We start from the raw sequence: 25,638 nt of genomic DNA, 5'->3' as shown, positions 1-25,638 counted from the left end.
GGCAGAAGAAGCGGGATCCCGGATCAAGTCCGGGATGACGATATTGGATGGCGGGCGCCCTCCTCCGGAGGGGAGCGGCCCGTATCCCCGAGCTTTCCTCATCCCCCGAACGGCAGCTTGAACGGGAGCCCGCCGGGCATGCCGCCTTGCGCAGGGGCGGCGCCGGCCGGCATCGCGGCCTTGCAGCGTTCGGTGATATAGTCGCGGCCCTTCACGCCCATGCAGGCGCTGTAGACGAGCTGGGCGTTGGCCATGTCGCCCGCCGCGACGTCGCGCTTGATTTCGACCGCCTTGAAATGGTCGGGGTCCTTGAAGCGGGCCTTGCCCTCGGCGATCAGCGCCGCACTGTCCTTCACGTCGCCGGCGCCGATCTCCATCTCGGTATAGGTCTCGTAGAGCTGGAGGTTCTGGACGCCGCTGCCGGTGCGCGCGGCATCGAAGAAGCCGGCGGCCATCGGCACATTGCCCTGATCGCGCGCGGCGAGGCCGGCGACATAGTTGACGAAGGTCGGCGCGGTGCGCGTGCCGGCCCCGAGGCCGCGCAACTGGGCGGCGGCGCCGGCATAGTCCTGCGCGAAATAGCTGCCGCGCGCCTTGAGATAGGCATTGCGGGTGGACACGGCGCGCGCGAAATCGGGCTTCGCCTTGATCCGGGCGAGCAGCGCGCCGTTGTCGATCGGCGGTTCGGCATTGGGGTAGCCGGCCTGGAAATAGGCGGCGAGGCCGTTGCGCCGCTCCTCGGGCGGAAGATGGCTGTCGCCGCCCAGCGATTTGGTGATGTTGGGCAGGTTGTTGAGCAGGGTGCCGCCCGCCGTCTTGAGCAGGCTGGACCCGAGGCCCGACATGCCCGCGCCGCCGCTGAAGGCCGCGGTGGTGGCGGTGGTGGTGGCGACGCCCTTCATCGCCTCCGCCATGCTGGCCTGCACGGCTTCGGCCGCCGCCTTGCGCTTGTCCTTCGACGCCTTCTCCGTCTCGAACGCCTTTTGCAGCCGGGCGAAGACATTGGCGTAACTGTCGATCGTCATGTTGCTGCGCACCAGCAGGTCGATCGCCAGCGCGTCGGCCTGATTCTCCTGATCGCGGTTCCATGAGGGCGCGAAGATGTCGTCGACCGCGAAGCGCAGCGCCTCGGCGATCGGGGCCGACCTGCGCGCACCCTTGTCGAAGCCGGTCTGGGCGCTGGTGAGCATGCCGGTCGCGCCGCCGCCGCTGTTCTTCATCGCGTTGAAGGCGCTGCCGGCGGACCAGGCCATCGACACCGCCTGGGTCGCGCCCTTGGCACCCGCGATCGTCTCCGCCTTGGTGAAATGGCCGAGCAGCAGATGGGCATATTCATGGGCGAGGCTGAACAGCAGTTCCGAATCGGACTGGGCCGCCTCGACCAGCCCCATCGAGACGATGATCGTGTTGTCGGGCAGCGCCTGCGCCTGATAGGCCTCGTCGGCGCGGAACAGGATTTTCGGGGTCCGCTCCAGCGGGGCATAGGGCCAGGCCTTCGCGAACGCCTCCAGGATCGGCCGCAACTCGGCCTCGACCGCCGGCACCGTCATCAGGTCCATGCGCGCGGCGCGGGTGTTCATCACCTGCGAGGACAGGCCCATCGCGCCCGCCGTGGCGCCGGCACCCGAGCGCATCTTGCCGTTGGTGACGCAGAGATCGCCGGGATCGAGCGTGGCGATGAAGGGCGCCTTGTCGATCGAGAATTTGCCGCGCGCCTTCTTGTCGATCTTCTTGACCACCGGAAGCGATCCGGCGGCAGGAACCGGGCAGCCGCTGAGCGGCACATAGGCGGGCTCGGGCAGGTCGGCCATCACCGGCGGGGCGGCGGGCGCCGCGGCGGGCTTGGCGGAGCGGGCGGGCGCCTTCTTCTTCGGGGCGGCATCGGCCATCGGGGCGACGGCGAGCGCGGCCGTCATCGCGGCCAGGATCACGCTGTTTCGCATCTCGAAAAATCCTCCTGTTACGCCCCCGATTGTCCCCCTTTCCGTCCCGCTATTTGCCCCCGCCGCCGCAGCCGAGCCCCAGCGACTGCTGAAGACCGTCCTCTTCCAGCTTGGCGAAGCTCATCGCATTGGCGTCGCATTTGATCGCGGCGAGATCGCCGACATAATCGACCGTCGAGAGCCGCAGCCAGGCCAGTTCGCCGCCCAGATTGACCCCGACGAAGCCGGGCTTGGCGCGCACCACCTGCGCGCCCGCGCTGCCCACCGCCGGCATCGCGGCGACGGCAACGTCGCGGACCTTGGTGCCCTCGTCATTGTAGATCGGCAGCGGATCGCGCTTATAGGCCTTGATCGACGGGATATCGGCCGCCTGCGCCGCCACGACCGGCAACGCCGCCGCCAGGGCGAGGGCCATCCCGAAAAGACGCGCCATCCGCATGATCATTGCTCCCATCCCTGCCCGGCCGCCCATCTTCCTGTACGGAAGCGGGGCCCATCCGGTTGCCCGCAGGATTCAGACGATTTCCTTCGGCCATGACCTTAGCGGCCTGAAAAGGGGCCGCTGTTGATTCGATCACAGCGCGACGGTCCTCCTATGTCCGCAGCATAGCATGGCGGACCGCGCCGCGCGCGATTCGCAATATTTCTGACTCGGCCATGACCCACCGCTGACTCCAGCCCGCCACGGGCGGGTCATCGCGATAGGTTATCCCGCCGCCAAATCAGGGGGGAAGACCATGCGACCGATCCGCCGATGGGCCATGCTGGGCCTTGCCATGATGCCCGCGCCGGCGCTGGCCGTGCCCGACATGCCGATGCCATCGAACTGGCTGGGCCTGCGCGTCCGTCCGTTCAGCGTGGCCGAGCTGATCGGCCAGCCACGCCCCGACGGCGATACGGAGGCCCGATCCCCCGCGCTGGGCGCGGCGCCCGAGGGGGCCCGGCTGATCAGCTTCGCGCATGGCAGCATCGATCAGCCCGCCGCCGCGTTGCTGCTGCGCGATGCGCCGCGCTTCAGCCGGCTGCCGGGCAAGCAGGTCGAGGATTATGAGATCGGCCTGCGCAGCGCGCTGGCCAGCGATGCGATCGCGCTGCAGGCGGGGCTGAGCTACAACAAATTCCGCAACCTCCAGACCAGCATCCGCCAGGGCGGCCGGCTGATGACCGCCGCCGCCGGCAAGGCCAAGGTCTATGGGATCGAGGGGCTGGCGCGCTGGTCCGCCAGCGACCGCCTGAGCCTGTTCGCCACCTACGCCTGGCGCGGGGGACGGCTGAAGAACCGGGTGCGTGACGGCCGCAAATTCCGCCTGTCGCCGGACCGGTCGACGGCGGTGGGCGCGGTGCTGCTGATGCCGGCCGGCGTCGGACGGATCGCCTTCACCCCCAGCCTGGCCTGGCGATCGGCGATCGGCCTGGGCGCCGACATGGCGGGCCAGGGATCAGCCGTGCTGGTCAATGCGCAGCTCGGCTACAGCCTGTCCAACGGCTTCGAGATCGAGGCGCTCGCCACCAACCTGCTCAACCGCCAGAATCGGCCTACGGCCGCCGACAACGGGCAATCGCTGATCGCGGACGAGCCCCGCGTCCTGGGCCTGCGGGCGCGGCTGCGCTTTGGCCAGGGCGGCTGACCGGGAACCGGCGCCCCCCCGACGCGCTTTACGCCCATGCGCAAGGGAGTGTCGCTTATGGGTATCGAACCAACGGATTTCACGCCGTCCGCCGGCGTCGAGCGCGAGCTGGTTTCGGGCGAGGAGATACGCCGGCGGGTGCAAGCGATGATCGACGATCACCCCGCGCTGCGCGACTGCGGCAAGAAGGTGATCGCGCCGATGCCGAAGCCGACCGCGAGCGAGAGCCTCACCGGCTGCAACTGGACGATGCACTATCTGGGGCAGTTTCCCGGCTGCGAGCCGATCATCGACGAAATCGTCGCGCTGGTGCAGCATGAGGCGAACATCGCCGGGCCGGCGACGGGGGTGCGGCCCTGAGGCGATCGTCATTCCCGCGCAGGCGGGAATGACGAATAGGTTGTGGCCCTAATGCCCCGCCGTCAGCTTGAGCCCCGCGATGCAGGCGACGATCGCGAAGATCAGGACGATGCGGATCGGCGTGGACGGCTCGCCGAACCAGATCATGCCGACGACCACAGTGCCGATCGCGCCGATTCCGCCCCAGACGGCATAGGCGGTGCCCATCGCGATCGAGCGGCTCGCCAGTTCGAGCAGGCCCATCGACAGCGTCACCGAGACGAGGAAGGCGATTGTCCAGGGGATGTTGCGGAAGCCATCGACGAAGCGAAGACAGGTGGTGAAGCCCACCTCGAAACATCCACCCAGGATCAGCCAGAACCACACCATGCGCCGGCCATAGCCGCGCCGGCCGCGTCAGGCTAGACAGAGGCATGGCAAGCGACCTCGCCATCGGCCAGCGCATCGCGCCGCCGCGCTTCATCGCCTTCATCGCGGTGGCGCTGGCGGGGTTCGCGATCGCGATCCGCTGGGCGGGCTGGGCCGAGGCGGCGATGATCGGCTTCGACGCCGGGGCGCTCGTCTTCCTGCTATCCTGCCTGGGCCTGCTGCGGCGCGAGCCCGAGGCGATGCGCGCCGCCGTCGCGCGCAACGACGCCAACCGGGTGACCCTGCTGGTCATCACCGGCATGGTGTGCGGCGTGATCCTGGTGGCGATCGCGGTCGAGCTTTCCCAGCGCGGCGGATCGCATGCCGGCGGCGTTGCGCTGATCATCGCGACGCTGCTGCTCGCCTGGCTGTTCAGCAACATGGTCTATGCGCTCCATTACGCGCATCTCTATTACAGCCCGAAGCCGAAGAATGGCGGCGACTGCGCGGGAATCGACTTTCCCAGCGACGATGAGCCCGATTATGGCGACTTCGTCTATTTCGCCTTCACCCTGGGGATGACCTTCCAGACATCGGACGTCGCCATTTCGAGCCGCCGCATCCGCCGCATCGCGATCCTCCACTGCTTCGCGGCGTTCGTGTTCAACATCGGGGTGCTGGCGTTCACGATCAACGTGCTGGGGGGATGAAAGAAAATCCTCCCTATCGCATGGCGATGGGGAGGGGGACCGCGCCGAAGGCGTGGTGGAGGGGCAATGCCGACAAAGGGCGGAGCGAAGGTATCGAGGTGGCAGACCCCTCCACCATTCGCTGCGCGAACCGCCCCCTCCCCACGCTTCGCGCAGGGAGGATATTCAGTCGCCCTGCAACGCCTCCAGCGCGTCGCCGTCGATGCGCCAGGGTTCCCATTCGTCCATGTGGCGGCCGCCGAGCTTGCGGTAGAGGCCCTTGGCGAGTTCGTTCCAGCCGAGCACCCACCAGTCGATGCGGGCACAGTCATTCGCTTTCGCCTCTTCGCCCAACGCCTCTAACAGCGCACGGGCGATGCCGCTGCCGCGCGCTTCCGGATCGACGAACAGGTCCTCCAGAAAGAGGCCGTGCCTGCCGGTCCAGGTCGAGAAGGTGAAGAACCACACCGCCATGCCGACGACCCGGCCGTCGCGTTCGGCGACATGGGCGAACACCCTGGGATCGGCGCCGAACAGCTTGTCGGCCAGCCCTCCGGCCGTCGCCTTCACCGCATCAGGCTCGTTTTCGTAATCGGCCAGCGCGCGGATCAGGCGGAGGATGTCATGCTCGTCGCCCGGGCGGGCGCGGCGGATGGTGGCGCTGGTCATGGAATCACATCCCGTTCAAGATCCGGCGGCCGCGCCGCGATGAGGCAGCCCGCGACGATCAGCGTCGCACCGAGCAGCGTCGTGAGGCCGACATGCTCGCCGAAGAAGAGAAACCCCCACAGGCTCGCCCAGATGAAGGCGGTGAACTCGACGGGGGCAAGATAGCTCGCCTCGGCACGGGCATAGGCCCAGCCGAGCAGCGCCAGCGAGGCGGTGGCGAGAAGCGCGCCGAGCAGGATCATCGGCACATGGCGGGCCGGCGGCAGTTCCGCGAACCAAGGCATGGCGAAGGCAAGGCACAGGGCGACGATGACGCTCTGGAAGAAGGCCACCTCATAGGGATCGGCGATCTGCGCCTGCCGCCGCATCAGGATGATGTTGTAGGCATAGCACATCGCCGAGAGCAGCACCGCGACCGCGCCCCACCAGGCATCGGGGCCCATATTCGCGCTCGCCTGCCCCCACAGGATCACCAGCACCCCGCCGAAGCCCAGCGCCGAGCCGACCAGCGCGCCGCGCTTCATCCGTTCCTTGAGCAGGACGACCGCCAGTCCCTGCGCGATCAGCGGGGCGATGAAGGTGAGCGCGATCGCCTGCGCCATCGGGGTGCGGGCAAGGCCCCAGAAGAACAGCATCGCCATCACCGCCGACACCACGCCGCGTTCGATATGGAGTCGCATCGCCGGCCGCGAGGGCCGCACCGGGCGCGACCAGAGCCAGGGCACGGCGCTGACCCCGATGCCCGCGAAACTGCGCCACAGCAGCGTGTTGTAGGTGCCGATGGCAAGGCTGAGATGCTTCACCACCGCATCCATCGACGAGAAGAGCGCGATGCCGAGACAGGCGACCGCGAAGGCGGCGAGGACGGAGGAGCGGGGTTGCTTCGACATCATCCGTCGCCCCGGCGGAGGCCGGGGCCGTCATGATGCTGGGTGGAGCATTGCCGCAGGAGCCTCTTGCGGCCCCGGCCTCCGCCGGGGCGACGGGTGTGGCTCATTCCGCCGCTTGGGCCTGCGCGGCTTCCGCCGCCTCGATCTCGGCGGCCTTGGCCTCGACCAGCCGCACGATATGCTCGACCATGTCGGCGTCCTGCACCGTGTGGTCGGTGACGCCTGACAGATAGACCATATGCTTGCCGGCACCGCCGCCGGTCAGCCCGATGTCGGTCTCCCGCGCTTCGCCGGGGCCGTTGACGACGCAGCCGAGCACCGAGAGCGACAGCGGCACGCGGATGTGCTGGAGCCGTTCCTCCAGCGTCTGGACGGTGCGGATCACGTCGAAGCCCTGGCGCGCACAGCTGGGGCAGGAGACGACGCGGACGCCGCGATTGCGGATGCCGAGCGCCTTCAATATCTCGAAGCCGACACGGACCTCCTCCTCCGGCTCGGCCGAGAGCGAGACGCGGATCGTGTCGCCGATGCCGGCCCAGAGCAGGTTGCCGATGCCGATCGCCGACTTGACGGTGCCGCCGATCAGTCCGCCCGCCTCGGTGATGCCGAGATGCAGCGGGCAATCGACCGCCTCGGCGAGGCCCATATAGGCCGAGACGGCGAGGAACACGTCCGAGGCCTTCACTGCGACCTTATATTCGTGGAAGTCGTGATCCTGGAGCAGCTTGATATGGTCGAGCGCGCTTTCGACCAGTGCCTCAGGACAGGGCTCGCCATATTTTTCGAGCAGATCCTTCTCGAGGCTGCCGGCGTTGACGCCGATTCGCATCGAGCAGCCATTGGCCTTGGCGGCGCGGACCACCTCGGCCACCCGTTCGGCCGAACCGATATTGCCGGGGTTGATGCGCAGGCAGGCGGCCCCGGCATCGGCGGCTTCCAGCGCGCGCTTGTAGTGGAAATGGATGTCCGCCACGATCGGCACCTTCGCGGCGCGGACGATCTGCTTCAGCGCCGCCGTCGACGCCTCGTCGGGGCAGGAGACGCGGATGATGTCGGCGCCGGCATCCTCGCAGCGGCGGATCTGGTCGATCGTCGCGCGAACATCGTCGGTGGGCGTGTTGGTCATCGTCTGGACGGTGACCGGCGCGCCGCCGCCGACGGCGACGTTGCCGACCATGATCTGGCGCGACTGGCGGCGCTGGATATCGCGCCACGGACGAATGGACATGGATGTAAGCTCTTTGATTCCGGTCGCCGCCCGTATAGTCGTAATCATCCAATGAGAACAGCCGTCAGCCGGCCACTGTCCGTCATTCCCGCGAAAGCGGGAATCCATGCGCGGCGTCCGGCAAGGGCTCCAGCGGGCCGTGACCGTGGATTCCCGCTTTCGCGGAAATGACGAAACGGAAGTGAAGCAGACATGACCGACGATCCCCCCACCACCTCCTATTGGAGCGGCCCCACCGAGGGCTGGACCCTCGTCATCCATGGCGGCGCCGGCCAGCTGCGCCGGCTGCTGCTGAGCAAGGAGGCCGAGGTCCACGCCACCGCCGTCCTCTCCGCCGCGCTCGATGCCGGGAACACCATATTGGCGCGCGGCGGCGGCGCGGTGGATGCGGTCGAGGCGGCGGTGCGGGTGCTGGAGGACGATCCCTATTTCAACGCCGGGCGCGGCGCGGTGTTCAGCGCCGACGGGATCAACGAGCTGGACGCGGCGATCATGGACGGCGCCAGCCGGGGCGCGGGCGCGGTGAGCGCCGTCACCAAGGCGAAGAACCCGGTCACCCTCGCCCGCGCGGTGATGGAGCAGAGCCCGCATGTGATGCTGACCGCGTCGGGCGCCGACCGTTTCGGCGCCGAGCATGGCATCGAGCAGGCAGCCCCCGCCTGGTTCCACACCGACGAACGCTGGCGCCAATATGAGGAGCTGCGCGCGGGCGGCAGCTTCGACGCCGACCTGAAATATGGCACGGTCGGCGCGGTGGCGCGCGACGCGCACGGCCACCTCGCCGCCGCGACATCAACCGGCGGGCTGACCGGCAAGCGCTGGAACCGGATCGGCGATTCGCCGGTCGTCGGCGCCGGCACCTGGGCCGAGGATGGCGGCGCCGCCACCTCCTGCACGGGATCCGGCGAGCATTTCATCCGGATCGGCGCGGCGCACGAGCTGTCGGCCAGGGTGCGGCTGGCGGGGGAGACGATCGGCGAGGCCGGGGCGGCGGTGATCGACGCGATCGGCGCGCTGGGCGGCACCGGCGGCCTGATCAGCGTCGACGGCCAGGGCCGGGGCGGATGGTGCTTCAACAGTCAGGGCATGTATCGCGGCCTGGCGCGCGCCGACCAGCCGGCGCTGATCGAACTTTATGGAGGCGAAGGCTGATGCGGCTGCTGATCCTGCTGGCGGCGCTGATCGGCATCGCCAGCCCGGCCAGGGCCTGGTGGGAATATGGCCATGAATCGGTCGCGACGATCGCGATGGCGACCGCCAAGCCGCAGACCCAGCGCGCGATCCGCAGGCTGCTGGCCCGCACCGACCTGATGGAGACGCCGACCTGCCCGGCGCGGACGATCGAGCAGGCCTCGGTCTGGGCCGACTGCATCAAGGAACTGAAGGACCGCTACAGTTACGCCTATAACTGGCATTACCAGAATATCGGCATCTGCCGGCCGTTCGACATCAAGGCCAACTGCCCCGACGGCAACTGCCTGGCGCGCCAGACCGAGCGCAGCGCGCGGCTGCTGAAGGATCGCAGCCAGCCGGTGCGGGTGCGGGTGGAGGCGCTGCTGTTCCTGGTCCATTTCATGGGCGACCTGCACCAGCCGCTGCACGCCGGGGACCGCCACGATCGCGGCGGCAACGACATGAAGGCCGATTATGGCTATCGGCCGAACAGCAACCTCCACACCATCTGGGACGGGCTGCTCGCCGACCGGGCGATCTCCACCCCGGCCGGCGGGGCGATGGGGATATTGGCCGAGGTGCCGGAGGCCGATCGCGCGGCGATGGCCGGGGGCAATGTCGAGGCATGGAGCCGGGAAAGCTGGCAGGTGGCGCACGATGCCTATGCCGCGCTGCTGGGCGACGCCTGCGCGCCCGTGCCGGCGGTACGGCCCGCGCTGGACAATGCGAAGATCGCGGAACTGATCCCGGTGCTGCGGCGTCAGGTGGCGCGCGGCGGGCTGCGGCTGGCACGGATGCTGGACGAGGCGCTGGGGTGATTGTTGACAAGCGTCATGCTGAACTCGATTCAGCATCCATTGCCGCTGCGCCGGAACCGAGGCGGAGCGTGAATGGATCCTGACCTTCGTCAGGATGACGATGGGAACGGATCTTGCGCTATTATCTCGACACCGAGTTCAACGGCTTTGGCGGCGACCTGCTGAGCCTGGCGCTGGTCCCCGAGGACGGCGACCAGGATTATTATGTGGTGATCCCGTTCGAAGGGGCGTGGCATCCCTGGGTCGAGAAGCATGTGATGCCCTATCTCGACAGCGTGCCGCCGATGCTGCTGAACAAGCTCGACCGGATCGCGGCGGCGCATGACATAGCCGCCTATCTGGCCGGCGATCCCGATCCGGTGATCATCGCCGACTGGCCCGAGGACATCGCCCTGTTCTGCCGGCTGCTGCTGGTGGCCGAGACCGAGATCGTCGACATCCGCCACATGCGGCTCGAATTCCACCGCACGCCGGGCTTTTCGACCGCGCGCAACAGCAAGGTTCCCCACAACGCGCTGCACGATGCGCGGGCGCTGCGCGATCATCTCGTCGCGCTGGACTGAAAAAAAGCCCCTCCCCTTCAGGGAGGGGTTGGGGTGGGGACCATCCTCCAGGCCAGCGCCCGTGGAGAGGCCCCACCCCTCGATCCCCTCCCCTGAAGGGGAAGGGAGGATCATTCAGTTCGGCACCACCGTGACGGCGCGGCGGTTCTGGGCCCAGCTGGCTTCGTCCGAACCGGTCGCGACCGGGCGTTCCTTGCCATAGCTGATCACCGAGAGCCGCGCGGCCGAGACGCCTGCCTGCACGAGGAAGTTCTTCGCGGCATTGGCGCGGCGCTCACCGAGGGCGAGGTTGTACTCGCGGGTGCCGCGCTCGTCGCAATGGCCTTCGATCGTCACCGTGGCGTTCGGATATTTGGCGAGCCAGGCGGCCTGCCGGGTGAGGGTCGCCTGGTCCTCGGCATCGACCTCGTAGCTGTCGGTGCCGAAATAAACGGTGTCGCTGCCCGCCTGGGCGATGAAGTCCGCGCGCGAACCCGGAACCGGGCCGGTCTGCGGCGGCGGGGTCGGCGCCTCATAGGTGGGGGCCGGCGTGGCCGCGGGCGGCGGGGGCGGAAGTTCCTCGACCTTCTTCTTGCTGCAGGCAGCAACGCTGAGGGCCAGCGCCGACACCAGCGCGATTTTCATCGTCAGACGCGCCATCATGATTCTCCTTCCAACTGGTTACGGTTCAATAACGTCACTTATTCCAGAAAGCTTCCCTTAAACCGGCTCTTTCACGGCAACAGCGGACCCCAGGCGGGATCGGAGCCGTCGAGCGGGGTCGGCACCGGCCGTTCGTTGACCCCGGTCAGGTCCACCGACCAGAGATCGGCCTTGCCCGAGCCCTGGCCGGTGCGGAAGAACATGATCACGCGGCCGTTGGGCGACCAGCTGGGCCCCTCATCCTGCCAGCCATTGGTCAGGATCTTCTCCCCCGACCCGTCGATGTTCATGGTCCCGACCGCGAAGCCGCCGCCGATCCGGGTGAAGGCGATCAGATCGCCACGCGGGCTCCAGGCGGCGCTGCCATAGCGGCCCGAACCGAAGCTGATCCGGTTCTGGCCCGACCCGTCGGCGTTCATCACATAGAGCTGCTGGGTGCCCGAACGATCGCTTTCGAACACGATGCGCGATCCATCGGGCGAATAGCTGGCGCCGGTATCAATGCCGGGCGAGGTGGTAAGCCGCTGCGGCGCGCCGCCGCTGACCGCGACACGGTAGATGTCGGTGTTGCCGCCGACCGCCATCGAGAAGACGATATAGCGCCCGTCGGGCGAGAAGCGGGGCGAGAAGGTCATGTTCGGCTGATCGACCACCAGCCGCTGCGATCCCGAGCCGATATCATAGACATAGACCCGCGCGCGATTGCCGGCATAGGACATGTAGGTGATCGTCTGCTGGTTGGGCGCGAAGCGCGGCGTCAGCACGATCGTCTGGCCGTTGGTCAGGAAGCGGTGGTTGGCGCCGTCCTGATCCATGATCGCGAGCCGCTTGATGCGCTTGGTCTTGGGGCCGGTTTCCGACACATAGACGACGCGGCTGTCGAAATAGGGGCCTTCACCGGTGAGTCGCGAATAAATGAGATCGGCGCATTTGTGCGCACCACGCCGCCAATCACGAGCCTGGAGCGCCCATCCCGACCGGGTCAGCTCGCCCTTGGCAAGCACGTCATAGAGATAACAGCCTATCGTGAGAGTGCCGTCATCATTGCGCTGAACATATCCCTGAACCAGCGCCTGCGCGCCGCTCTGCGTCCAGAAGGTGTAGTCGGGCGCGGTGACCTGCGGGTGAGTGACGGTCTGCAGCGCGCTTTTGGGCAGCGGGCGGAACAGGCCGCTGTTCTTGAGATCGTTGGTGATGACCTCGGCGACGCGCTGACCGAGATCGGCGGTGTCGCCCGCGGGCGTGCTGGCGACCGAGGGCGTCGGCATGCCGGGGATGGCGATCGGCATCGGCTGGGCGATGCCGCCGGTGATGTCGACCTCGAGCTGGGCGGCCGCCGGCGCCGCGAAGAGCGCCAGGCACAAGCAGGACAGGGTCAGGCGAAGGCGCATGTTCGTCTCCTTTGCCCCTGTTCGGGCTTTAGACCCGAAAGCGGGGGTATAAGTCAAATCCGTCACGCTCCGATCTGGCTCGGGCGGAAGTTGAAGATGATGTCTTCCCAGCCGCCCTCGTAAAGTTCGGCGGGGAGCTTGTAGGGCGCGCAGCGCTGCAAGGCGCGGCGGGCGGCTTCATTCATCTGGTCCTTGTAGCGCCCATTGGCGGGGCTGACGCCGCTATTGCCGGTTACCTCGGGCGCGACCTTGATCGATCCGTCGGGCTTGAGCCGCAGGCGCACGCGGCTGACGATCGACTCCGCGCCGGCCGTGCCGGTGGGGATGGTGTAGCAGGGCTTCACCTGGCTCGCGATGAGCGACGAAAGGCCGTTCATCTGGATCGGGCTGAGCGCCGCCACGCGGGGCGCCGTCGCCTTGCCGGTCGATTTCTCGACCGGGATGCCGGCCAGGAAGTCGCTGCCGAGCGAGGTGGCCTTGGGCTTGGCCTTCGCGGTGGCGGGCGGCGCCGGCCTGGCGGGAGCGGGCTTGCTGGGCGGTGCGGGCGGGACCGGCTTCGCCTTGGGCGCGGGCTTGGGCGTCGGCGCGGGTTTGGGCGGCGCCGGGGCCGGCTTGGGTGGGGCCGGGGTCGGTTCGGGCGGGGGCGCCTCGACGATCTCCGGCGCGACCTCGGGCGCCTGCGACGCCTGGGGCGGCTCCCTCGACATCTCGGGCGCGGCCGAGACCAGGCCGGCCTCGTCGACCAGCATCACGTCCATCGGCTCGCTGAGCCTGGGCATCTCGCGCACGCTCATCAGGTTCAGCGACAGGATGGCCAGCAGCGCGATATGCCCTGCGACCGAAAGCCCGAAGCCTGCACCTTCCGCCCTGTTCACGGCGACTTGCTCTCACCCATGGTGACCAGCGCGACCTTGTTGAGACCGGCATGGTTCAGCGCGCCCATCACCGCCATCACCCGGCCATAGTCGAGCGCGCGATCGGCGCGCAGGAAGACCTGCGGGCCATCCTTGCCGGTGCCGGACTTCGCGGCGATCTCCGCGAAGCGGGCGTCCATCGCCGACATCTGCACTTCCTGCTCGTCGAGATAGAGCTTGCCTTCGCCATCGAGCGAAACCTGGACCGGCTCCTTCTCCTGATCGAGCGCGCCCGCCGAGCTTTCGGGCAGGTCGACCGGCACGCCCGCCAGCATCAGCGGCGCCGTCACCATGAAGATGATCAGCAGCACCAGCATCACGTCGACCAGCGGCGTGACGTTGATGTCCGCCATCGGCGCGCGGCGGCTGCCTCGTCCGGATACCGGGCCCATGCCCATTATGCGCGCTCCAGCTCGCGGCTCAGCGTCATGTGGATCGCGTCGCCGAAGCGGTGGAGCTGACCCTCGATCTTCGAAATCTTATGCAGCAGCCGGTTATAGGCGATCACCGCCGGGATCGCGGCGAACAGGCCCAACGCGGTGGCGAACAACGCCTCGGCGATGCCGGGGGCGACGACGCCCAATGAGGTGTTCTGCGAGGCGGCGATATCGGTGAAGCTGCGCATGATGCCCCAGACCGTGCCGAACAGCCCGACGAAAGGCGCGACCGAGCCGACCGTGGCGAGGATGTTGAGTCGGTCCGAGAGCCGGTCTATCTCCGCCCCCGCCGCCGCACCCATCGCATTGGCGAGCCGCATGCGGGTGCCGTCGCGATCGACCGGCTTGCCGGTGCGCACCGAGCGGCGCCATTCGGCGACCCCGGCCGAGAAGACCTTGGCGGCGGGGATATCCTGCCGGCCGGGGCCTTCGTAGAATTTGTCGATATCCTCGGACTTCCAGAAATCGGCCTCGAAACCCTTGCTGCTCTTGAGCGCGCGGCCGAGGGCCATGCTGCCCGACAGGATGATCGTCCAGGTCCAGACGCTGGCCAGCAGCAGGCCGATCATCACCGACTTGACGACGATATCCGCCTGGAGGAACAGCGCGATCGGCGAGAGCGCCGAGGTGGATGCGGCAACCGCTACGTCCTGCATCATCAGTTTCTGCCCGTCCCTTTCAGTCTTCAGTTCTTAGGCGTTCAAAGGTCTCGATCAAGGCGCGGGGCTGGCGCTTCGGCCGCCCCCCCGGCCCGATCAGCGCGACCGACACGTCGGCCTCGACCACCATTTCCGCCCCCCGCATGACCCTCTGATGAACGACGCACTGGGCGCCGTGCATATTCCCGACCCGGCTGATCACCAGCAGCTCGTCATCGAGCCGCGCCGGAGCGCGATAGCGGATGTTCATTTCGTACACGACATAATTACCCTCGCCGCGCTCCATCGCGCCGCGCTGATCGACCCCGGCCAGCCGCATCATGTCGCTGCGGGCCCGTTCCATGAAGCGCAGGTAGCTGGCGTGGTAAACGACCCCGCCGGCATCGGTATCCTCGAAATAGACGCGCAGCGCGAAGCGATGCTCTCCCGCTTCGAAGCGGCCGGAATAGGGGGTTTCAGGCATGTCGAACGCCTGTGTACGGGATCGGGACGCGAAATGAATCCCCCAAGCCGTATTTTTATGCGGTTCACCCCACGCAAACGTCATCCCAGCGACGGCTGGGATCCATGCCTCTCATCACAGGAGACCGCATCCGAGGAGGAAGCAGACATGGACCCCAGCCTGCGCTGGGGTGACGGATAGTGCATCACACCCCGTCGAACAGGCCGTCCTGCCCCGCCTCGGGCGGGGGGTTCAGGCCGAGATGCTTCCAGCCGCGCCCGTTGAGGCAGCGGCCGCGCGCGGTCCGTGCGATCAGGCCGAGCTGGATCAGATAGGGCTCGATCACGTCCTCGATCGTGTCGCGCGGCTCGGACAGGCCCGCCGCAAGCGTCTCCACCCCGACCGGGCCGCCACGATAGATGTCGGCGATCATGTGGAGGTAGCGACGGTCCATCGCGTCGAGGCCGAGCGCGTCCACCTCCAGCCGGTTGAGCGCCTGATCGGCAAGCTTGGCATCGACGATCTCTGCACCCAGCACATTGGCGAAGTCGCGCACCCGGCGCAGCAGCCGCCCAGAGATGCGCGGCGTGCCGCGCGCGCGCCGGGCGATCTCCATCGCGCCGTCGGGGGCGATCGGCAGGTCAAGCAGCCGGGCGGCGCGGCTGACCACCCGCTCCAGTTCCTCGACCGTGTAGAATTGCAGGCGGATCGGGATGCCGAAGCGATCGCGCAAGGGGTTGGTTATCAGCCCCTGGCGGGTGGTGGCGCCGACCAGGGTGAAGCGCGGCAGATCGATCCGCACGCTGCGCGCCGAGGGGCCCTCCCCGATCATCAGATCGAGCGCGCGATCCTCCATCGCCGGATAGAGCACCTCCTCGACCTGCGGCTGGAGGCGGTGGATCTCGTCGATGAACAGGACGTCGCCGTCCTCCAGATTGGTGAGCAGCGCGGCGAGATCGCCCGACTTGGCGATGACGGGCCCCGAGGTGGCGCGGAAGCCCGCCCCCATCTCCTTGGCGATGATCTGGGCGAGCGTGGTCTTGCCGAGGCCGGGCGGGCCGAAGAACAGGACATGATCGAGCGCGTCGCCGCGCTTGCGGGCCGCCTCGATGAACACGCGCAGATTGTCGCGCGCCGCCTGCTGGCCGACGAACTCGTCGAGCGACTTCGGCCGCAGCGCGGCATCGATGTCGTCGGGGCGGCGGCTGCCGGAGAGGAGGCGATCGGTGTCGGTCATCTTATCCCTTATAGCCCTCTCCCGCCTTCGCGGGAGAGGGTTGGGTGAGGGTCTTTCTTCCTCATCTTCCTATCCGCTGGCCGGACGAGCGCCTCCAAGAAGAAGACCCTCACCCCGCCCCTCTCCCGCGAAAGCGGGAAAGGGAGGAAGATGCCTATTTCGCCGCCTTCCTCAATGCGAGTCTGACAACCGCATCCAATGTCGCGCCCTCACCCAGTTCCTCGATCGCTGCGCCGACCGCGGCGCTGGCCTCGGCGGGCTTGAAGCCGAGATTGGCGAGTGCCGACAGCGCGTCGTTCGCGGTCCCGCCCTTGGCGGCGGCGACGGGAGCGCCGGCGGGGCCGATCGCCACCCCGCCCATCTTGTCCTTCAGTTCGTTGACGATGCGCATGGCGAGCTTGGGGCCGACGCCGTTGGCGCGGGCGATCATCGCCTTGTCGCCGCTCGCCACCGCCCGGGACAGTTCACCCGCGTCGAGCACCGAGAGGATCGCCAGCGCGACCCGGCCGCCGACGCCCTGAACACTGGTGAGCAGGCGGAAGGCATCGCGTTCGCCCGCCGAGCCGAAGCCGTAGAGGGTGATCGCGTCCTCGCGCACCTGCATCTCGGTGAACAGCAGCACGTCGCCGCCGACCTCCCCGATCGCCGACAATGTGCGGGCCGAGCACCAGACCAGATAGCCGACGCCCTGGACGTCGAGCACGGCATGGTCGGCGGCGCTTTCCGCCAATATGCCCCTGAGCCGCGCGATCATGCGACGATCCTCCGCATCGCCCGCGCCGTGGCGAGATGGTGGGCATGGGTGATGGCGACCGCAAGCGCATCGGCGGCGTCGGGGCCGGCGAGCTTCGCGCCGGGAAGGAGGACCTGGACCATCGCCTGCACCTGCCGCTTCTCCGCCCCGCCGGTGCCGACCACCGCCTTCTTGACCACCGAGGGATGATATTCGCCGACGCTGACCTCCGCGAGCGCGGCCGACAGCAGCACCACGCCGCGCGCCTGGCCGAGCTTCAGGGTCGACTGGGCGTTCGAGTTGCCCAGCACCTCCTCAACCGCCGCCGCCTCGGGCCGGTAGCCGCGGATCACCTCCGCCAGCGCGCTGTGCAGCAGCGAAAGCCGCCGCGACAATTCCATCGACGGCTCGGTCTTGATCTGGCCGTTGGCGATGTGGCTGAGCCGATTGCCATCGGCCGCGATCACCCCCCAGCCGGTGGTGCCGAGGCCCGGATCGAAGCCCATCAGGATCATGTATGCAGAGCGCCCATGTTCATAAGATGTTCTTCTTGCGCACCCCGCGCGCTTTGTGAAGCGAAAAGACCGTGATTGCTTCTGATTGAAGATGATTATATTTTAATCAATGGAGGCGATCATGAACGAAGCAACCAAAGTGCTTACGGCACATGTGCCTGTCGATTTGGCAGAAAAAGTCGAGGCGATGGCCTCACGGCTCGAGCGATCACGAGGCTGGGTGGTGAAGCAGGCCTTGGCAGCATGGGTCGATCTTGAGGAGGAACGCCATCGCATGACGCTTGAAGGCTTGGCAGATGTCGATGCCGGCCGCGTGATCGATCATGAGACGGTGCTTCGTTGGGTCGATAGCCTCGGCACGAGCGAGCCGCTGCCGCCGCCCATCAAATGAAAATTGAGTGGTCGAACCAGGCGGTCACTGATCTCGCGCGGCTACATGCATTTCTGGCCCCTGACGCCCCCGAGGCCGCCGCGCGAATGCTGCAACAAATGGGGCGAGCGCCGGGCAGGCTGATCGACTTTCCACGTCTTGGCGAAAAGCTCGACCTCTATCTGCCTCGCGAGGTGCGGCGGATCAAAGTCGGTCGCTATGAAATGCGCTATGAGATAGCGGACACTACGATCACGATCCTGCGGCTGTGGCACAGCCGCGAAGATCGCCCTTAACCCAGCTTCGCCATCACCTCTTCGGGGACGTCGTAATTGCCCCAGACGGTCTGGACGTCGTCGTCGTCGTCGAGCGCGTCGATCAGCTTGAGGAGCTTGGCGGCATCCTCCTCGCCCACCGTTACCATCGTCTGCGGGCGCCAGGCGAGCTTGGCGCCGTCGGGTTCGCCGAGCACCGGTTCGAGCGCCTTGGCGACTTCATGCAGCGCGTCCTGCGCGGTCCAGATCTCGTGGCCGTCCTCTGACGAGGAGACGTCGTCGGCGCCGGCTTCGAGCGCGGCTTCGAACACCTTCTCCGCATCGCCCGCGGCGGGGCCGTAGCTGATCAGGCCGAGCCGGTCGAAGCCATGGCTGACCGAGCCGCCCGCGCCGAGATTGCCGCCATTCTTCGAGACGGCGGTGCGGACGTTGGTGGCGGTGCGGTTGCGGTTGTCGGTGAGCGCCTCGATGATCAGCGCGACGCCGCCGGGGCCGAAGCCCTCATAGCGGATCTCTTCATAATTGGCCGCATCGCCGCCCGAGGCCTTGTTGATCGATCGCTCGATATTGTCCTTGGGCAGGCCTTCCTTGCGCGCGGTGATGACCGCCTGGCGCAGGCGCGCGTTCATGTTCGGATCGGGCAGGCCCATCCGCGCCGCCACGGTGATCTCGCGGCTGAGCTTGGAGAAGAGCGCCGAACGCTTCTTATCCTGCGCGCCCTTGCGGTGCATGATGTTCTTGAATTTGCTATGACCGGCCATTGCCGTCCTGTCCTGAATCTATCGTTGAGTGGCGGGCTCTCTAGCCTCGTGAAGCGGGACTAGGCAAGCCGAGTCCGTCGCCCCGGCGGAGGCCGGGGCCGTCAGCGGCAAGGGCAGCTTCCCCTTCATGGCGGCCCCGGCCTCCGCCGGGGCGACGGTCTGGTTGGTTCGGTTCAATCGACGAACAGCAGCGCCGGGGTCTCGATCAGCCGTTTCAGCGCCTGGACGTAGCTGGCGGCGTCCCAGCCGTCGACGACCCGGTGGTCACAGCTGATCGACAGGTTCATCAGCTTGGCGGCGACGACCTGGCCATCGCGGAACACCGGGCGTTCTACCACCTTGTTCGGGCCGATGATCGCCACCTCGGGGCGGTTGATGACCGGGGTGGTGGCGATGCCGCCGAGCGGGCCGAGCGAGGTGATGGTGAGGGTGGAGCCCGACAGTTCCGCGGACGTCGCCTTGCCGGTGCGCGCGGCATCCGCGAGGCGGACGATCTCGGTCGCCAACTGCCAGACGTTGCGGTCCTGCGCGTCGCGGATCACCGGCACCATCAGCCCGCCATCGGTCTGGGTCGCCATGCCGAGATGGACCGCGCCCGAGCGGGTGACGATCCCCGCCTCGTCGTCATAGCGGGCGTTGATCATCGGGAATTGGGGAATGGTCTTGCAGATCGCGGTGATGAGCAGCGGCAGCATGGTGAGCTTGGGCTTGGCGCCGCGCGTGGCGTTAAGGTCGGCGCGCAGCTCCTCCAGCTTGGTGACGTCGATCTCCTCGACATAGGTGAAGTGCGGGATGGCGCGCTTGGCCGCCGCCATATTCTCGGCGATGCGGCGCCTGAGGCCGATCACCTTGACCTGCTCGTCGGCGCGGGCGCTGCCAGCCGGGCGGTAGCCGCCGCCGGCATTGTAGCTGAGGAAGGCGTCGAGATCGGCGTGGCGGACGCGGCCGTCCTCGGCGGTCTTCACCTGGGCGAGGTCGATGCCGAGGTTCTTCGCGCGCTGGCGTACGGCGGGGGAGGCGAGGACGCGCTTCTCTTCCCTCTCCCCTCCGGGGAGAGGGGCCGACGTGGAGACGGGCGCAGCGCTGGAATCCCCAGCACTGCCCCTCTCCCCGCCCTCTCCCCGGAGGGGAGAGGGAGAAGGGTTCGGTTCCGGTTTCACCACCTGCGCCGCCTCGTTGGGCGCCGTCTCGACCGCAGGCGCCGGCTCGGGCTCGACCGCCACATCGCCCTCGACCTCGAACTCGGCCAGCACCGAGCCGATCGCGATCATCTCGCCGGCCTCGCCCGCGATCCTCACCACCTTGCCGGCGACCGGGGAGGTCATCTCGACGGTCGCCTTGTCGGTCATCACGTCGGCGAGCGGCGCGTCTTCCTCGACCACATCGCCCACCGCGACGTGCCAGGCGACAATCTCCGCCTCGGCGATGCCTTCGCCGATGTCCGGCAATTTGAAGCTGTAGCTGCCCATGTCGATCAATCCTGCATGACGCGCTTGAGCGCCTCGGTGAGACGGACGGGCCCGGGGAAATAGGCCCATTCAAGGCTGTGGGGATAAGGCGTGTCCCAGCCGGTGACGCGCTGGACGGGGGCCTCCAGCGAATGGAAGCAATGTTCCTGGACCAGCGCTGACAGTTCGGCGCCGAAGCCGCCGGTCTTCGTCGCCTCATGCACGACGACGCAGCGGCCGGTCTTCTTCACCGACGCCTCGATCGTCGCCATGTCGAGCGGGACGAGGGTCCTGAGGTCGATCAGTTCGGCGTCGATGCCGCTCTCGGCGATCACGCCCAGCGCGACATGGACCATCGTGCCATAGGCGAGGATGGTGATGTCATTGCCCTCTCGGACGGTGCGGGCCTTGCCGAGCGGGACGGTGTAATGGCCTCCGGGCACCGCGCTTTCGGCGAACTTGCTCCACGGCTGGACCGGGCGATCATAATGGCCGTCGAACGGGCCGTTGTAGATGCGCTTGGGCTCGAAGAAGATGACCGGATCATTATCCTCGATCGCGGCGATCAGCAGGCCCTTGGCGTCATAGGGGTTGGACGGGATCACCGTCTTCAGCCCGGCGACATGGGTGAACAGCGCCTCCGGGCTCTGGCTATGGGTCTGGCCGCCGAAGATGCCGCCGCCGAACGGGGTGCGCACCGTGATCGGCGCGGTATATTCCCCGGCCGAGCGGTAGCGCAGGCGGGCCGCTTCGGAGACGAGCTGGTCGAGGCCCGGATAGATATAGTCGGCGAACTGTATCTCCGGGATCGGGCGCAGGCCGTAGGTGGCCATGCCGACCGCGACGCCGACGATGCCGCATTCGTTGATCGGCGTGTCGAAGACGCGGGTCTTGCCGTACTTCTTCTGCAGGCCCTCGGTCGCCTTGAAGACGCCGCCGAAATAGCCGACATCCTCGCCCAGCACGACCGTCGTGTCGTCGCGGCTGAGCGCCACGTCGAGCGCGGAGGTGATCGCCTGGATCATGTTCATGGTGCGGGTTTCGGTCACGGAATCGTCCTTGCCGACAGCGGCGCCGCAGCGGAGGCCGTGGCCGCAAAAGTACAGGTTGCGCGCTGGCCGGTTACGGCCCCGGCCTCCGCCGGGGCGACGGGGGAGAGAAGGTTCATCATATCCCTGCCGCCCGACGCTCTTCGAGCATCTGCCTCTGCTGCTCGCGCAGATGCCAGGGCATCTCCTCGAACACGTCCTCGAACATCGAATCGAAGCTCTGCTTGAGGCCGTCGGCGAGGATGCCGTTCTTCTCGGCTTCCTTCTGCGCGGCGCGGACCTGTTCGGCGAGTTCCTTGTCCATCGCGGCGTGGCGCTCCTCATCCCAGATGCCGAGCGCGATGACATGCTTCTTGAGCCGGGCGATCGGATCGCCGAGCGGCCATTTCACCCCCTCCTCAGCCGAGCGGTATTTGCTCGGGTCGTCCGAGGTCGAATGGCCCTCGGCGCGATAGGTGAAATGCTCGATCAGGGTCGGGCCGTGGTTCCCGCGGGCACGATCGGCGGCCCATTGGGTGGCGGCATAGACAGCGAGCGCGTCATTGCCGTCGACGCGCAGCCCGGCGATGCCATAGCCGATCGCACGCGCCGCGAAGGTGGTCGCCTCGGCACCCGCAAAGCCCGAGAAGGACGAGATCGCCCACTGGTTGTTGATGACGTTGAGGATGACGGGCGCGCGATAGACGGCGGCGAAGGTGAGCGCCGAGTGGAAATCGCCCTCGGCGGTCGAGCCCTCGCCGCACCAGCTGGCGGCGATCCGGGTGTCGCCGCGCGCCGCGCTCGCCATCGCCCAGCCCACCGCCTGCGGATATTGGGTGGTGAGGTTGCCCGAGATCGAGAAGAAGCTCGCTTCTCTCGACGAATACATGATCGGGAGCTGGCGGCCCTTCAGCCGGTCGGCGCGGTTCGAGAAGATCTGGTTGATCATGTCGACGATCGGCCAGTCGCGTGCGATCAGCAGGCCCTGCTGGCGATAGCTGGGGAAGCACATATCGTCATAGGCGAGTGCATGGGCGGCGGCGACCGAGGTTGCCTCCTCGCCCAGGCATTTCATGTAGAAGCTGGTCTTGCCCTGGCGGTGGGCGCGGAACAGCCGATCGTCGAAGGCGCGGGTCAGCGCCATCGAGCGAAGGATCTTGAGCAGGGTTTCCGGCGCGAGGCGCGGATCCCACGGGCCCTGCGCCCGGCCGTCATCGTCGAGCACCCGGACCATCTCATAAGGCATGTCGCGGATATCAGCCGGCTGGACGTCGATCCCGGGGCGACGGACCGCGCCGGCGACCGGCATCTCGAAATCGCTATAGTCGACTGCGTCGCCCGGCCGGAAGGCCGGTTCGGGCACATGGAGCGAAAGCGGCGGCAGATTGCGGCCTGTCATGCGCTGATCCTCACACCTAAAGTTGGTCAGCAATACTGACCCATATCCGGTCTATAGCCGGTTGGAATAAAATTACAACAGGCCCGGTTCGGTTCCAAGCCGTGTCGACTACCGACATTTCCGAAACGTCGTTCCCGTTAAAGCGGGAGTCAACGAAAAGGGGCCGCTTTCAGCCGGGCCGGACGCCGTCCAGGGATTCCCGGTTTCGCGAGAATGAAGAACCATGTCGGGCGATCGTTCCGCCCGGCAAAGCCTAGGAGCGGATCGGCAGCCGGCAGATCGCCTCCAGCCCGCCGCCGATGCGATTCGCGAGGACCAGGCTGCCGCCATGTTCCTGGGCGATGGCGCGCGCGATGCTGAGGCCGAGGCCGATCCCGCCGGTGGCGCGGTTGCGCGAGGGCTCGCCGCGCTCGAAGGGCTGGAACATCGCCTCCAGCTGGCGTTCGGGCAGGCCGGGGCCGCGATCCGATATGCGTATCTCGGCCTCGTCGCCATGGCGGGCGACGGCGATCTCGACGCCGCCGCCATAGGCGACGCCGTTATCGACCAGATTCTGGAATAGGCGGCGCAGCGCCATCGGGTCGCCGTCCACCTCGACAGGCTCGACGGGGCCCAGCGCGACCGGCCGGCCGACCTCTTCCTCGGCGGCGGCGAGATCGCCCAGCAGCCGATCGAGCGCGACCGGCTCGATCCGGTTCACAGTGCCGGTGGCACGCACGAAAGAGATCGTCGCGGCGATCATCGCGCGCATCTGCTCGATATCGCCCTGCACCTTCTCCCGCATCTCGTCGGGGGCGGTCTCGATGCGGAAGGCGATGCGGGCGAGCGGGGTGCGCAGATCATGGGCGATCGCGCCGATCATGTTGGTCCGCTCGGTCAGATAGGCCGAGAGGCGCTGCTGCATCCGGTTGAGCGCATGGGCGGTGACGCGCAGCTCGGCTGGCCCTTCCTCGGTAATCAATGGGGCCTGGGGATTGGCACCCATCCGATCCGCGGCGTCGGCGATGCGGCGGATCGGCTTGGCGAGAGCGCGCGCGAAGAACCAGGCGAAGGGGATGACGACGAGCAGGCTGATCCCGAACAGCATCAGGGCGCGCTTCTGCCACGGAGCGATCCAGGCGCGGGGCGGCGTGCGGACGACGCGCCAGCCGCTCTCCGTCCGGAGGCCAGCGACCACCGTATCGAAGAACAGGGGCTCGCCGCGACGGACGATCACGCGGCGATCGCCGCGCGTCCGGAAGGGCAGGTTGCTGCTCTGGTCTGGTTCGAAATAGAGGCGGACGTCGTCGACCGGCACGCCGATCCGATCGGCCAGCCGGATCGAGAAGGCCGGTGAGCTGACCATGTCACGATCCGGGACGGGCGGCGCCGGATGTTCAACCACGCTCAGCCGCCGCTCGCGCTGGCGCTCCTCGAAGTCCGGGCGCTCGGGGCGAAGCTGGAGATGCCGCCCCTCGTCGCGGGGAACGACCAACACCTTCCACGATCGTTCGCGCGGAATCCTGCGACCCGACAGTGCCTCGGCGATGTCCGAGAGGCTGTTGAAATCGGGACGCGGCGGCGGCGACCAGACGAAAAGCGCAACCGTCACCACGAACACCACCGCGATGCTGGCGAGCAGCAGCAGCAGCGTCTGCCAGAAGATCGAAAGGCCCGGCCCCCGCGCGATCATCTATTCGCCCTCGACCCGGAGGGTGAACATATAGCCTTCGTTGCGGATCGTGCGGATCGGATCGTCGGGGCCGAGCTTCTTGCGCAGCCGGCTGATCGTCACGTCGATCGCGCGATCGAACACGTCGCTGTCGATGCCCTTGCCCGCCTCGATCAGCTGATCGCGGCTCAGCACCCGCTGGGGCCGATCGAGAAAGGCGGCGAGGACGCGGAACTCGGCATCGGTGAGCGGCGCGGGCGGAGCATCGACGCGGCGAACCTCGCGCTGGACGATATCGAGCGTCCACGGGCCGAAGCGGCGCACCGCACCGCCGGCCCCGATGCCATTGCCGCCCTCCTCCCCGCGCCGGCGCAGCACCGCGCGAATGCGGGCAAGCAGTTCGCGCGGGTTGCACGGCTTGGGGAGATAATCGTCGGCGCCGACCTCCAGCCCGATGATCCGATCGGTATCCTCGCCCATCGCCGAGAGCATGATGATGGCGGGGCCGCCCGGCTTCCTGACCCGGCGCAGGATCGACAGGCCATCCTCGCCCGGCATCATCAGGTCGAGCACGATCAGGTCGGGCCGCTCGGCCGCGATGCGCGCGTCCATCTCGGCGCCATCGGCGGCGCTTTCGACGCGCAGGCCGTTGGCGCGCAGGAAATCGGTGATCAGGGTGCGCAGATCGGCGTCGTCATCAACCACCAGGATCAGCGGATTGGGACCATTCATTTCCGCTTTTCCTTGAGCCGGGCGAGGCAGACAGCGTTGGCGGCCTGCTGGGCGGGCGTCCTGGGCAGCTGGGCCAGGGCCAGCGCCTTGGTCTGCCGGGGATCGAGATCGGCGAAGCGCGCCGCGGCGGCGGCCCCGAATTCGCGCTGGCTGATCGCGCGGTTGAAATCGCTGTCGGCGGCCGCGACCGGATTGGGGATGTTGAGGAAGGCATAGCGGCCCGCCCCCATCACCCCTTCGGCATAGGCGCCGATCGGCTGGTTGCCGCGGCGGCGTTCCGGACGGGGCCGATCGCGGCCGTCCCCCTTCTTCGCGCCATCGGCGGCGGGCTCGGGCCGGCGCTGGTAGAGGCGTATCTCGGGCGCGACATCCTGCTCATAGGCGTGGACCTCGTCGGGCAGCAGTTCCCCATTGCGATCCTTGTCGAGCGTCACGAAGAAGCGGTCGGCATCGAGCATCAGTTCGCCGACCGTGAGCTTGCCGTCGCCATTGCGGTCGGCCTGGTCGAACCAGCGTTTTACCGGATCGTCCGCGTCGCCCTGCGGCCGGAAAGGCTCGCCCATCGGCGACAGGAACAATGCCGGCTTGACCGGAGCGGGACAGACTTGCGGCACCGTCTCGCGCCTGGCGAGCGCGGGAGATGCCATGGCGGCCACCAGAATCATACCCAATATCAGAGGCCCGAAGGCCGTTTG

General features: G+C 67.7%; 29 protein-coding genes and 1 pseudogene. 8 read left to right on the top strand and 22 right to left on the bottom strand.

Annotation, left to right across the window (positions count from 1 at the left end):
• Positions 1-98: 98 nt before the first annotated feature.
• Both CMV14_RS04400 and CMV14_RS04395 read right to left on the bottom strand, forming a co-directional pair.
• Positions 99-1,943, bottom strand: a complete 1,845-nt coding sequence (locus CMV14_RS04400) for a M48 family metalloprotease (protein ID WP_066959422.1) — start codon at positions 1,941-1,943, stop codon at positions 99-101.
• 49 nt (positions 1,944-1,992) lie between these two features.
• Positions 1,993-2,376 carry a hypothetical protein gene (locus CMV14_RS04395; protein ID WP_238147188.1) on the bottom strand — a complete coding sequence of 128 codons (384 nt, stop codon included), beginning with the start codon at positions 2,374-2,376 and terminating at the stop codon, positions 1,993-1,995.
• A 304-nt stretch (positions 2,377-2,680) separates the two neighbouring features.
• Here CMV14_RS04395 and CMV14_RS04390 point away from each other — a divergent pair, with 304 nt between their 5' ends.
• Both CMV14_RS04390 and CMV14_RS04385 read left to right on the top strand, forming a co-directional pair.
• Positions 2,681-3,571, top strand: coding sequence for a TonB-dependent receptor domain-containing protein (locus CMV14_RS04390; RefSeq protein ID WP_066959426.1), 891 nt, complete (start codon positions 2,681-2,683; stop codon positions 3,569-3,571).
• A 57-nt stretch (positions 3,572-3,628) separates the two neighbouring features.
• Entirely contained in the window at positions 3,629-3,931 is a 303-nt protein-coding gene (locus CMV14_RS04385) for a hypothetical protein (protein WP_066959428.1), read from the top strand.
• Between the two features lie 48 nt (positions 3,932-3,979).
• Here CMV14_RS04385 and CMV14_RS04380 read toward each other — a convergent pair whose 3' ends face one another.
• Entirely contained in the window at positions 3,980-4,300 is a 321-nt protein-coding gene (locus CMV14_RS04380) for a DMT family transporter (protein ID WP_066959430.1), read from the bottom strand.
• Between the two features lie 44 nt (positions 4,301-4,344).
• Here CMV14_RS04380 and CMV14_RS04375 point away from each other — a divergent pair, with 44 nt between their 5' ends.
• Positions 4,345-4,989 (top strand): DUF1345 domain-containing protein, encoded by a 645-nt coding sequence (locus CMV14_RS04375; RefSeq protein WP_066959432.1) that lies wholly within the window; start codon positions 4,345-4,347, stop codon positions 4,987-4,989.
• A gap of 165 nt (positions 4,990-5,154) precedes the next feature.
• Here CMV14_RS04375 and CMV14_RS04370 read toward each other — a convergent pair whose 3' ends face one another.
• The 3 genes from CMV14_RS04370 to ispG form a co-directional block, all read right to left on the bottom strand.
• Complete coding sequence (locus tag CMV14_RS04370) at positions 5,155-5,637, bottom strand: GNAT family N-acetyltransferase (RefSeq protein WP_066959434.1); 483 nt, start codon at positions 5,635-5,637, stop codon at positions 5,155-5,157.
• Positions 5,634-6,527 (bottom strand): DMT family transporter, encoded by an 894-nt coding sequence (locus CMV14_RS04365; RefSeq protein WP_066959719.1) that lies wholly within the window; start codon positions 6,525-6,527, stop codon positions 5,634-5,636. Before CMV14_RS04365 ends, CMV14_RS04370 begins: the two co-directional genes overlap by 4 nt.
• A gap of 103 nt (positions 6,528-6,630) precedes the next feature.
• Complete coding sequence (gene ispG, locus CMV14_RS04360; RefSeq protein WP_066959436.1) at positions 6,631-7,755, bottom strand: flavodoxin-dependent (E)-4-hydroxy-3-methylbut-2-enyl-diphosphate synthase; 1,125 nt, start codon at positions 7,753-7,755, stop codon at positions 6,631-6,633.
• A gap of 192 nt (positions 7,756-7,947) precedes the next feature.
• On the opposite strand from ispG, the gene CMV14_RS04355 reads away from it, so the two are divergent.
• The 3 genes from CMV14_RS04355 (at position 7,948) to CMV14_RS04345 (ending at position 10,309) form a co-directional block, all read left to right on the top strand.
• Positions 7,948-8,907 (top strand): isoaspartyl peptidase/L-asparaginase family protein, encoded by a 960-nt coding sequence (locus tag CMV14_RS04355; RefSeq protein ID WP_066959438.1) that lies wholly within the window; start codon positions 7,948-7,950, stop codon positions 8,905-8,907.
• Positions 8,904-9,746: a S1/P1 nuclease gene (locus CMV14_RS04350; protein WP_066959722.1), complete on the top strand. Its 843-nt coding sequence runs from the start codon at positions 8,904-8,906 to the stop codon at positions 9,744-9,746. The genes CMV14_RS04355 and CMV14_RS04350 overlap by 4 nt, the downstream gene beginning before the upstream one ends.
• Before the next feature lie 113 nt (positions 9,747-9,859).
• The gene (locus CMV14_RS04345; RefSeq protein WP_066959440.1) at positions 9,860-10,309 is read left to right on the top strand and encodes a hypothetical protein; all 450 of its coding nucleotides are present in this window, start codon (positions 9,860-9,862) and stop codon (positions 10,307-10,309) included.
• 114 nt (positions 10,310-10,423) lie between these two features.
• On the opposite strand, the gene pal is transcribed toward CMV14_RS04345, so the two are convergent.
• From pal to ruvC, 9 genes and pseudogenes are all read right to left on the bottom strand, one after another.
• Positions 10,424-10,951, bottom strand: a complete 528-nt coding sequence (pal, locus tag CMV14_RS04340) for a peptidoglycan-associated lipoprotein Pal (protein ID WP_176488998.1) — start codon at positions 10,949-10,951, stop codon at positions 10,424-10,426.
• A gap of 71 nt (positions 10,952-11,022) precedes the next feature.
• A pseudogene (gene tolB, locus CMV14_RS04335) lies at positions 11,023-12,276 on the bottom strand (Tol-Pal system beta propeller repeat protein TolB); the annotation flags it as partial.
• Positions 12,277-12,404: 128 nt separating this feature from the next.
• A complete protein-coding gene (gene tolA, locus CMV14_RS04330; RefSeq protein ID WP_066959444.1) occupies positions 12,405-13,217 on the bottom strand; it encodes a cell envelope integrity protein TolA in 813 nt (270 codons plus the stop codon).
• Complete coding sequence (gene tolR, locus CMV14_RS04325) at positions 13,214-13,654, bottom strand: protein TolR (RefSeq protein ID WP_066959446.1); 441 nt, start codon at positions 13,652-13,654, stop codon at positions 13,214-13,216. The genes tolA and tolR overlap by 4 nt, the downstream gene beginning before the upstream one ends.
• Complete coding sequence (gene tolQ, locus CMV14_RS04320; RefSeq protein ID WP_066959447.1) at positions 13,654-14,352, bottom strand: protein TolQ; 699 nt, start codon at positions 14,350-14,352, stop codon at positions 13,654-13,656. The genes tolR and tolQ overlap by 1 nt, the downstream gene beginning before the upstream one ends.
• A 19-nt stretch (positions 14,353-14,371) precedes the next feature.
• On the bottom strand, positions 14,372-14,815 hold the full coding sequence (gene ybgC / locus CMV14_RS04315) for a tol-pal system-associated acyl-CoA thioesterase (protein ID WP_066959449.1): 444 nt from the start codon (positions 14,813-14,815) through the stop codon (positions 14,372-14,374).
• Between the two features lie 184 nt (positions 14,816-14,999).
• Complete coding sequence (gene ruvB, locus CMV14_RS04310; protein ID WP_066959450.1) at positions 15,000-16,031, bottom strand: Holliday junction branch migration DNA helicase RuvB; 1,032 nt, start codon at positions 16,029-16,031, stop codon at positions 15,000-15,002.
• 154 nt (positions 16,032-16,185) lie between these two features.
• A complete protein-coding gene (gene ruvA / locus CMV14_RS04305) occupies positions 16,186-16,785 on the bottom strand; it encodes a Holliday junction branch migration protein RuvA (RefSeq protein WP_066959451.1) in 600 nt (199 codons plus the stop codon).
• Positions 16,782-17,279: a crossover junction endodeoxyribonuclease RuvC gene (ruvC, locus tag CMV14_RS04300; protein WP_066959453.1), complete on the bottom strand. Its 498-nt coding sequence runs from the start codon at positions 17,277-17,279 to the stop codon at positions 16,782-16,784. The genes ruvA and ruvC overlap by 4 nt, the downstream gene beginning before the upstream one ends.
• A 121-nt stretch (positions 17,280-17,400) precedes the next feature.
• On the opposite strand from ruvC, the gene CMV14_RS04295 reads away from it, so the two are divergent.
• Together CMV14_RS04295 and CMV14_RS04290 are read left to right on the top strand one after the other, a co-directional pair.
• The gene (locus CMV14_RS04295) at positions 17,401-17,670 is read left to right on the top strand and encodes a CopG family ribbon-helix-helix protein (protein WP_066959727.1); all 270 of its coding nucleotides are present in this window, start codon (positions 17,401-17,403) and stop codon (positions 17,668-17,670) included.
• Positions 17,667-17,945: a type II toxin-antitoxin system RelE/ParE family toxin gene (locus CMV14_RS04290; protein WP_066959455.1), complete on the top strand. Its 279-nt coding sequence runs from the start codon at positions 17,667-17,669 to the stop codon at positions 17,943-17,945. The genes CMV14_RS04295 and CMV14_RS04290 overlap by 4 nt, the downstream gene beginning before the upstream one ends.
• Here the strand turns inward: CMV14_RS04290 and CMV14_RS04285 are convergent.
• The 7 genes from CMV14_RS04285 to CMV14_RS04255 all read right to left on the bottom strand — a co-directional run bounded on the left by CMV14_RS04285 (position 17,942) and on the right by CMV14_RS04255 (position 25,590).
• The gene (locus CMV14_RS04285; RefSeq protein WP_066959457.1) at positions 17,942-18,685 is read right to left on the bottom strand and encodes a YebC/PmpR family DNA-binding transcriptional regulator; all 744 of its coding nucleotides are present in this window, start codon (positions 18,683-18,685) and stop codon (positions 17,942-17,944) included. The two genes, CMV14_RS04290 and CMV14_RS04285, sit on opposite strands and share 4 nt — an antisense overlap.
• Before the next feature lie 173 nt (positions 18,686-18,858).
• Positions 18,859-20,154 (bottom strand): dihydrolipoamide acetyltransferase family protein, encoded by a 1,296-nt coding sequence (locus CMV14_RS04280; RefSeq protein WP_066959459.1) that lies wholly within the window; start codon positions 20,152-20,154, stop codon positions 18,859-18,861.
• Positions 20,155-20,159: 5 nt separating this feature from the next.
• Positions 20,160-21,164, bottom strand: a complete 1,005-nt coding sequence (locus CMV14_RS04275) for an alpha-ketoacid dehydrogenase subunit beta (protein WP_066959461.1) — start codon at positions 21,162-21,164, stop codon at positions 20,160-20,162.
• A gap of 136 nt (positions 21,165-21,300) precedes the next feature.
• On the bottom strand, positions 21,301-22,560 hold the full coding sequence (locus CMV14_RS04270) for a 3-methyl-2-oxobutanoate dehydrogenase (2-methylpropanoyl-transferring) subunit alpha (RefSeq protein ID WP_066959463.1): 1,260 nt from the start codon (positions 22,558-22,560) through the stop codon (positions 21,301-21,303).
• Positions 22,561-22,813: 253 nt separating this feature from the next.
• The gene (locus CMV14_RS04265; RefSeq protein WP_066959465.1) at positions 22,814-24,232 is read right to left on the bottom strand and encodes an ATP-binding protein; all 1,419 of its coding nucleotides are present in this window, start codon (positions 24,230-24,232) and stop codon (positions 22,814-22,816) included.
• Positions 24,233-24,943 carry a response regulator gene (locus CMV14_RS04260; RefSeq protein ID WP_066959468.1) on the bottom strand — a complete coding sequence of 237 codons (711 nt, stop codon included), beginning with the start codon at positions 24,941-24,943 and terminating at the stop codon, positions 24,233-24,235. It lies immediately after the preceding gene.
• Entirely contained in the window at positions 24,940-25,590 is a 651-nt protein-coding gene (locus CMV14_RS04255) for an EF-hand domain-containing protein (protein ID WP_238147187.1), read from the bottom strand. Before CMV14_RS04255 ends, CMV14_RS04260 begins: the two co-directional genes overlap by 4 nt.
• Between the last annotated feature and the right edge of the window lie 48 nt (positions 25,591-25,638).

Origin of the sequence: Rhizorhabdus dicambivorans, assembly GCF_002355275.1 — a bacterium.
Lineage (GTDB): Bacteria > Pseudomonadota > Alphaproteobacteria > Sphingomonadales > Sphingomonadaceae > Rhizorhabdus > Rhizorhabdus dicambivorans.
Note: the sequence above shows the minus strand (reverse complement) of the source record. Positions and strands in the feature narration are given on the sequence as shown.

What these genes read in the sequence shown, in the direction of transcription:
- CMV14_RS04260 (WP_066959468.1), bottom strand. Translation starts at nt 24,943, where the DNA reads ATGAATGGTCCCAATCCGCTGATCCTGGTGGTTGATGACGACGCCGAT.
- ruvC (WP_066959453.1), bottom strand. Translation starts at nt 17,279, where the DNA reads ATGATCCTGATGGGCTTCGATCCGGGCCTCGGCACCACCGGCTGGGGG.
- CMV14_RS04390 (WP_066959426.1), top strand. Translation starts at nt 2,681, where the DNA reads ATGCGACCGATCCGCCGATGGGCCATGCTGGGCCTTGCCATGATGCCC.
- CMV14_RS04380 (WP_066959430.1), bottom strand. Translation starts at nt 4,300, where the DNA reads ATGGTGTGGTTCTGGCTGATCCTGGGTGGATGTTTCGAGGTGGGCTTC.
- CMV14_RS04375 (WP_066959432.1), top strand. Translation starts at nt 4,345, where the DNA reads ATGGCAAGCGACCTCGCCATCGGCCAGCGCATCGCGCCGCCGCGCTTC.
- CMV14_RS04270 (WP_066959463.1), bottom strand. Translation starts at nt 22,560, where the DNA reads ATGACAGGCCGCAATCTGCCGCCGCTTTCGCTCCATGTGCCCGAACCG.
- CMV14_RS04255 (WP_238147187.1), bottom strand. Translation starts at nt 25,590, where the DNA reads ATGGCATCTCCCGCGCTCGCCAGGCGCGAGACGGTGCCGCAAGTCTGT.
- ispG (WP_066959436.1), bottom strand. Translation starts at nt 7,755, where the DNA reads ATGTCCATTCGTCCGTGGCGCGATATCCAGCGCCGCCAGTCGCGCCAG.
- CMV14_RS04395 (WP_238147188.1), bottom strand. Translation starts at nt 2,376, where the DNA reads ATGGCGCGTCTTTTCGGGATGGCCCTCGCCCTGGCGGCGGCGTTGCCG.
- CMV14_RS04355 (WP_066959438.1), top strand. Translation starts at nt 7,948, where the DNA reads ATGACCGACGATCCCCCCACCACCTCCTATTGGAGCGGCCCCACCGAG.
- CMV14_RS04370 (WP_066959434.1), bottom strand. Translation starts at nt 5,637, where the DNA reads ATGACCAGCGCCACCATCCGCCGCGCCCGCCCGGGCGACGAGCATGAC.
- ruvA (WP_066959451.1), bottom strand. Translation starts at nt 16,785, where the DNA reads ATGATCGCGCGGCTCAGGGGCATATTGGCGGAAAGCGCCGCCGACCAT.
- CMV14_RS04280 (WP_066959459.1), bottom strand. Translation starts at nt 20,154, where the DNA reads ATGGGCAGCTACAGCTTCAAATTGCCGGACATCGGCGAAGGCATCGCC.
- pal (WP_176488998.1), bottom strand. Translation starts at nt 10,951, where the DNA reads ATGATGGCGCGTCTGACGATGAAAATCGCGCTGGTGTCGGCGCTGGCC.
- CMV14_RS04385 (WP_066959428.1), top strand. Translation starts at nt 3,629, where the DNA reads ATGGGTATCGAACCAACGGATTTCACGCCGTCCGCCGGCGTCGAGCGC.
- ruvB (WP_066959450.1), bottom strand. Translation starts at nt 16,031, where the DNA reads ATGACCGACACCGATCGCCTCCTCTCCGGCAGCCGCCGCCCCGACGAC.
- tolR (WP_066959446.1), bottom strand. Translation starts at nt 13,654, where the DNA reads ATGGGCATGGGCCCGGTATCCGGACGAGGCAGCCGCCGCGCGCCGATG.
- ybgC (WP_066959449.1), bottom strand. Translation starts at nt 14,815, where the DNA reads ATGCCTGAAACCCCCTATTCCGGCCGCTTCGAAGCGGGAGAGCATCGC.
- CMV14_RS04285 (WP_066959457.1), bottom strand. Translation starts at nt 18,685, where the DNA reads ATGGCCGGTCATAGCAAATTCAAGAACATCATGCACCGCAAGGGCGCG.
- CMV14_RS04365 (WP_066959719.1), bottom strand. Translation starts at nt 6,527, where the DNA reads ATGTCGAAGCAACCCCGCTCCTCCGTCCTCGCCGCCTTCGCGGTCGCC.
- CMV14_RS04265 (WP_066959465.1), bottom strand. Translation starts at nt 24,232, where the DNA reads ATGATCGCGCGGGGGCCGGGCCTTTCGATCTTCTGGCAGACGCTGCTG.
- CMV14_RS04290 (WP_066959455.1), top strand. Translation starts at nt 17,667, where the DNA reads ATGAAAATTGAGTGGTCGAACCAGGCGGTCACTGATCTCGCGCGGCTA.
- tolQ (WP_066959447.1), bottom strand. Translation starts at nt 14,352, where the DNA reads ATGATGCAGGACGTAGCGGTTGCCGCATCCACCTCGGCGCTCTCGCCG.
- CMV14_RS04295 (WP_066959727.1), top strand. Translation starts at nt 17,401, where the DNA reads ATGAACGAAGCAACCAAAGTGCTTACGGCACATGTGCCTGTCGATTTG.
- CMV14_RS04400 (WP_066959422.1), bottom strand. Translation starts at nt 1,943, where the DNA reads ATGCGAAACAGCGTGATCCTGGCCGCGATGACGGCCGCGCTCGCCGTC.
- CMV14_RS04275 (WP_066959461.1), bottom strand. Translation starts at nt 21,164, where the DNA reads ATGAACATGATCCAGGCGATCACCTCCGCGCTCGACGTGGCGCTCAGC.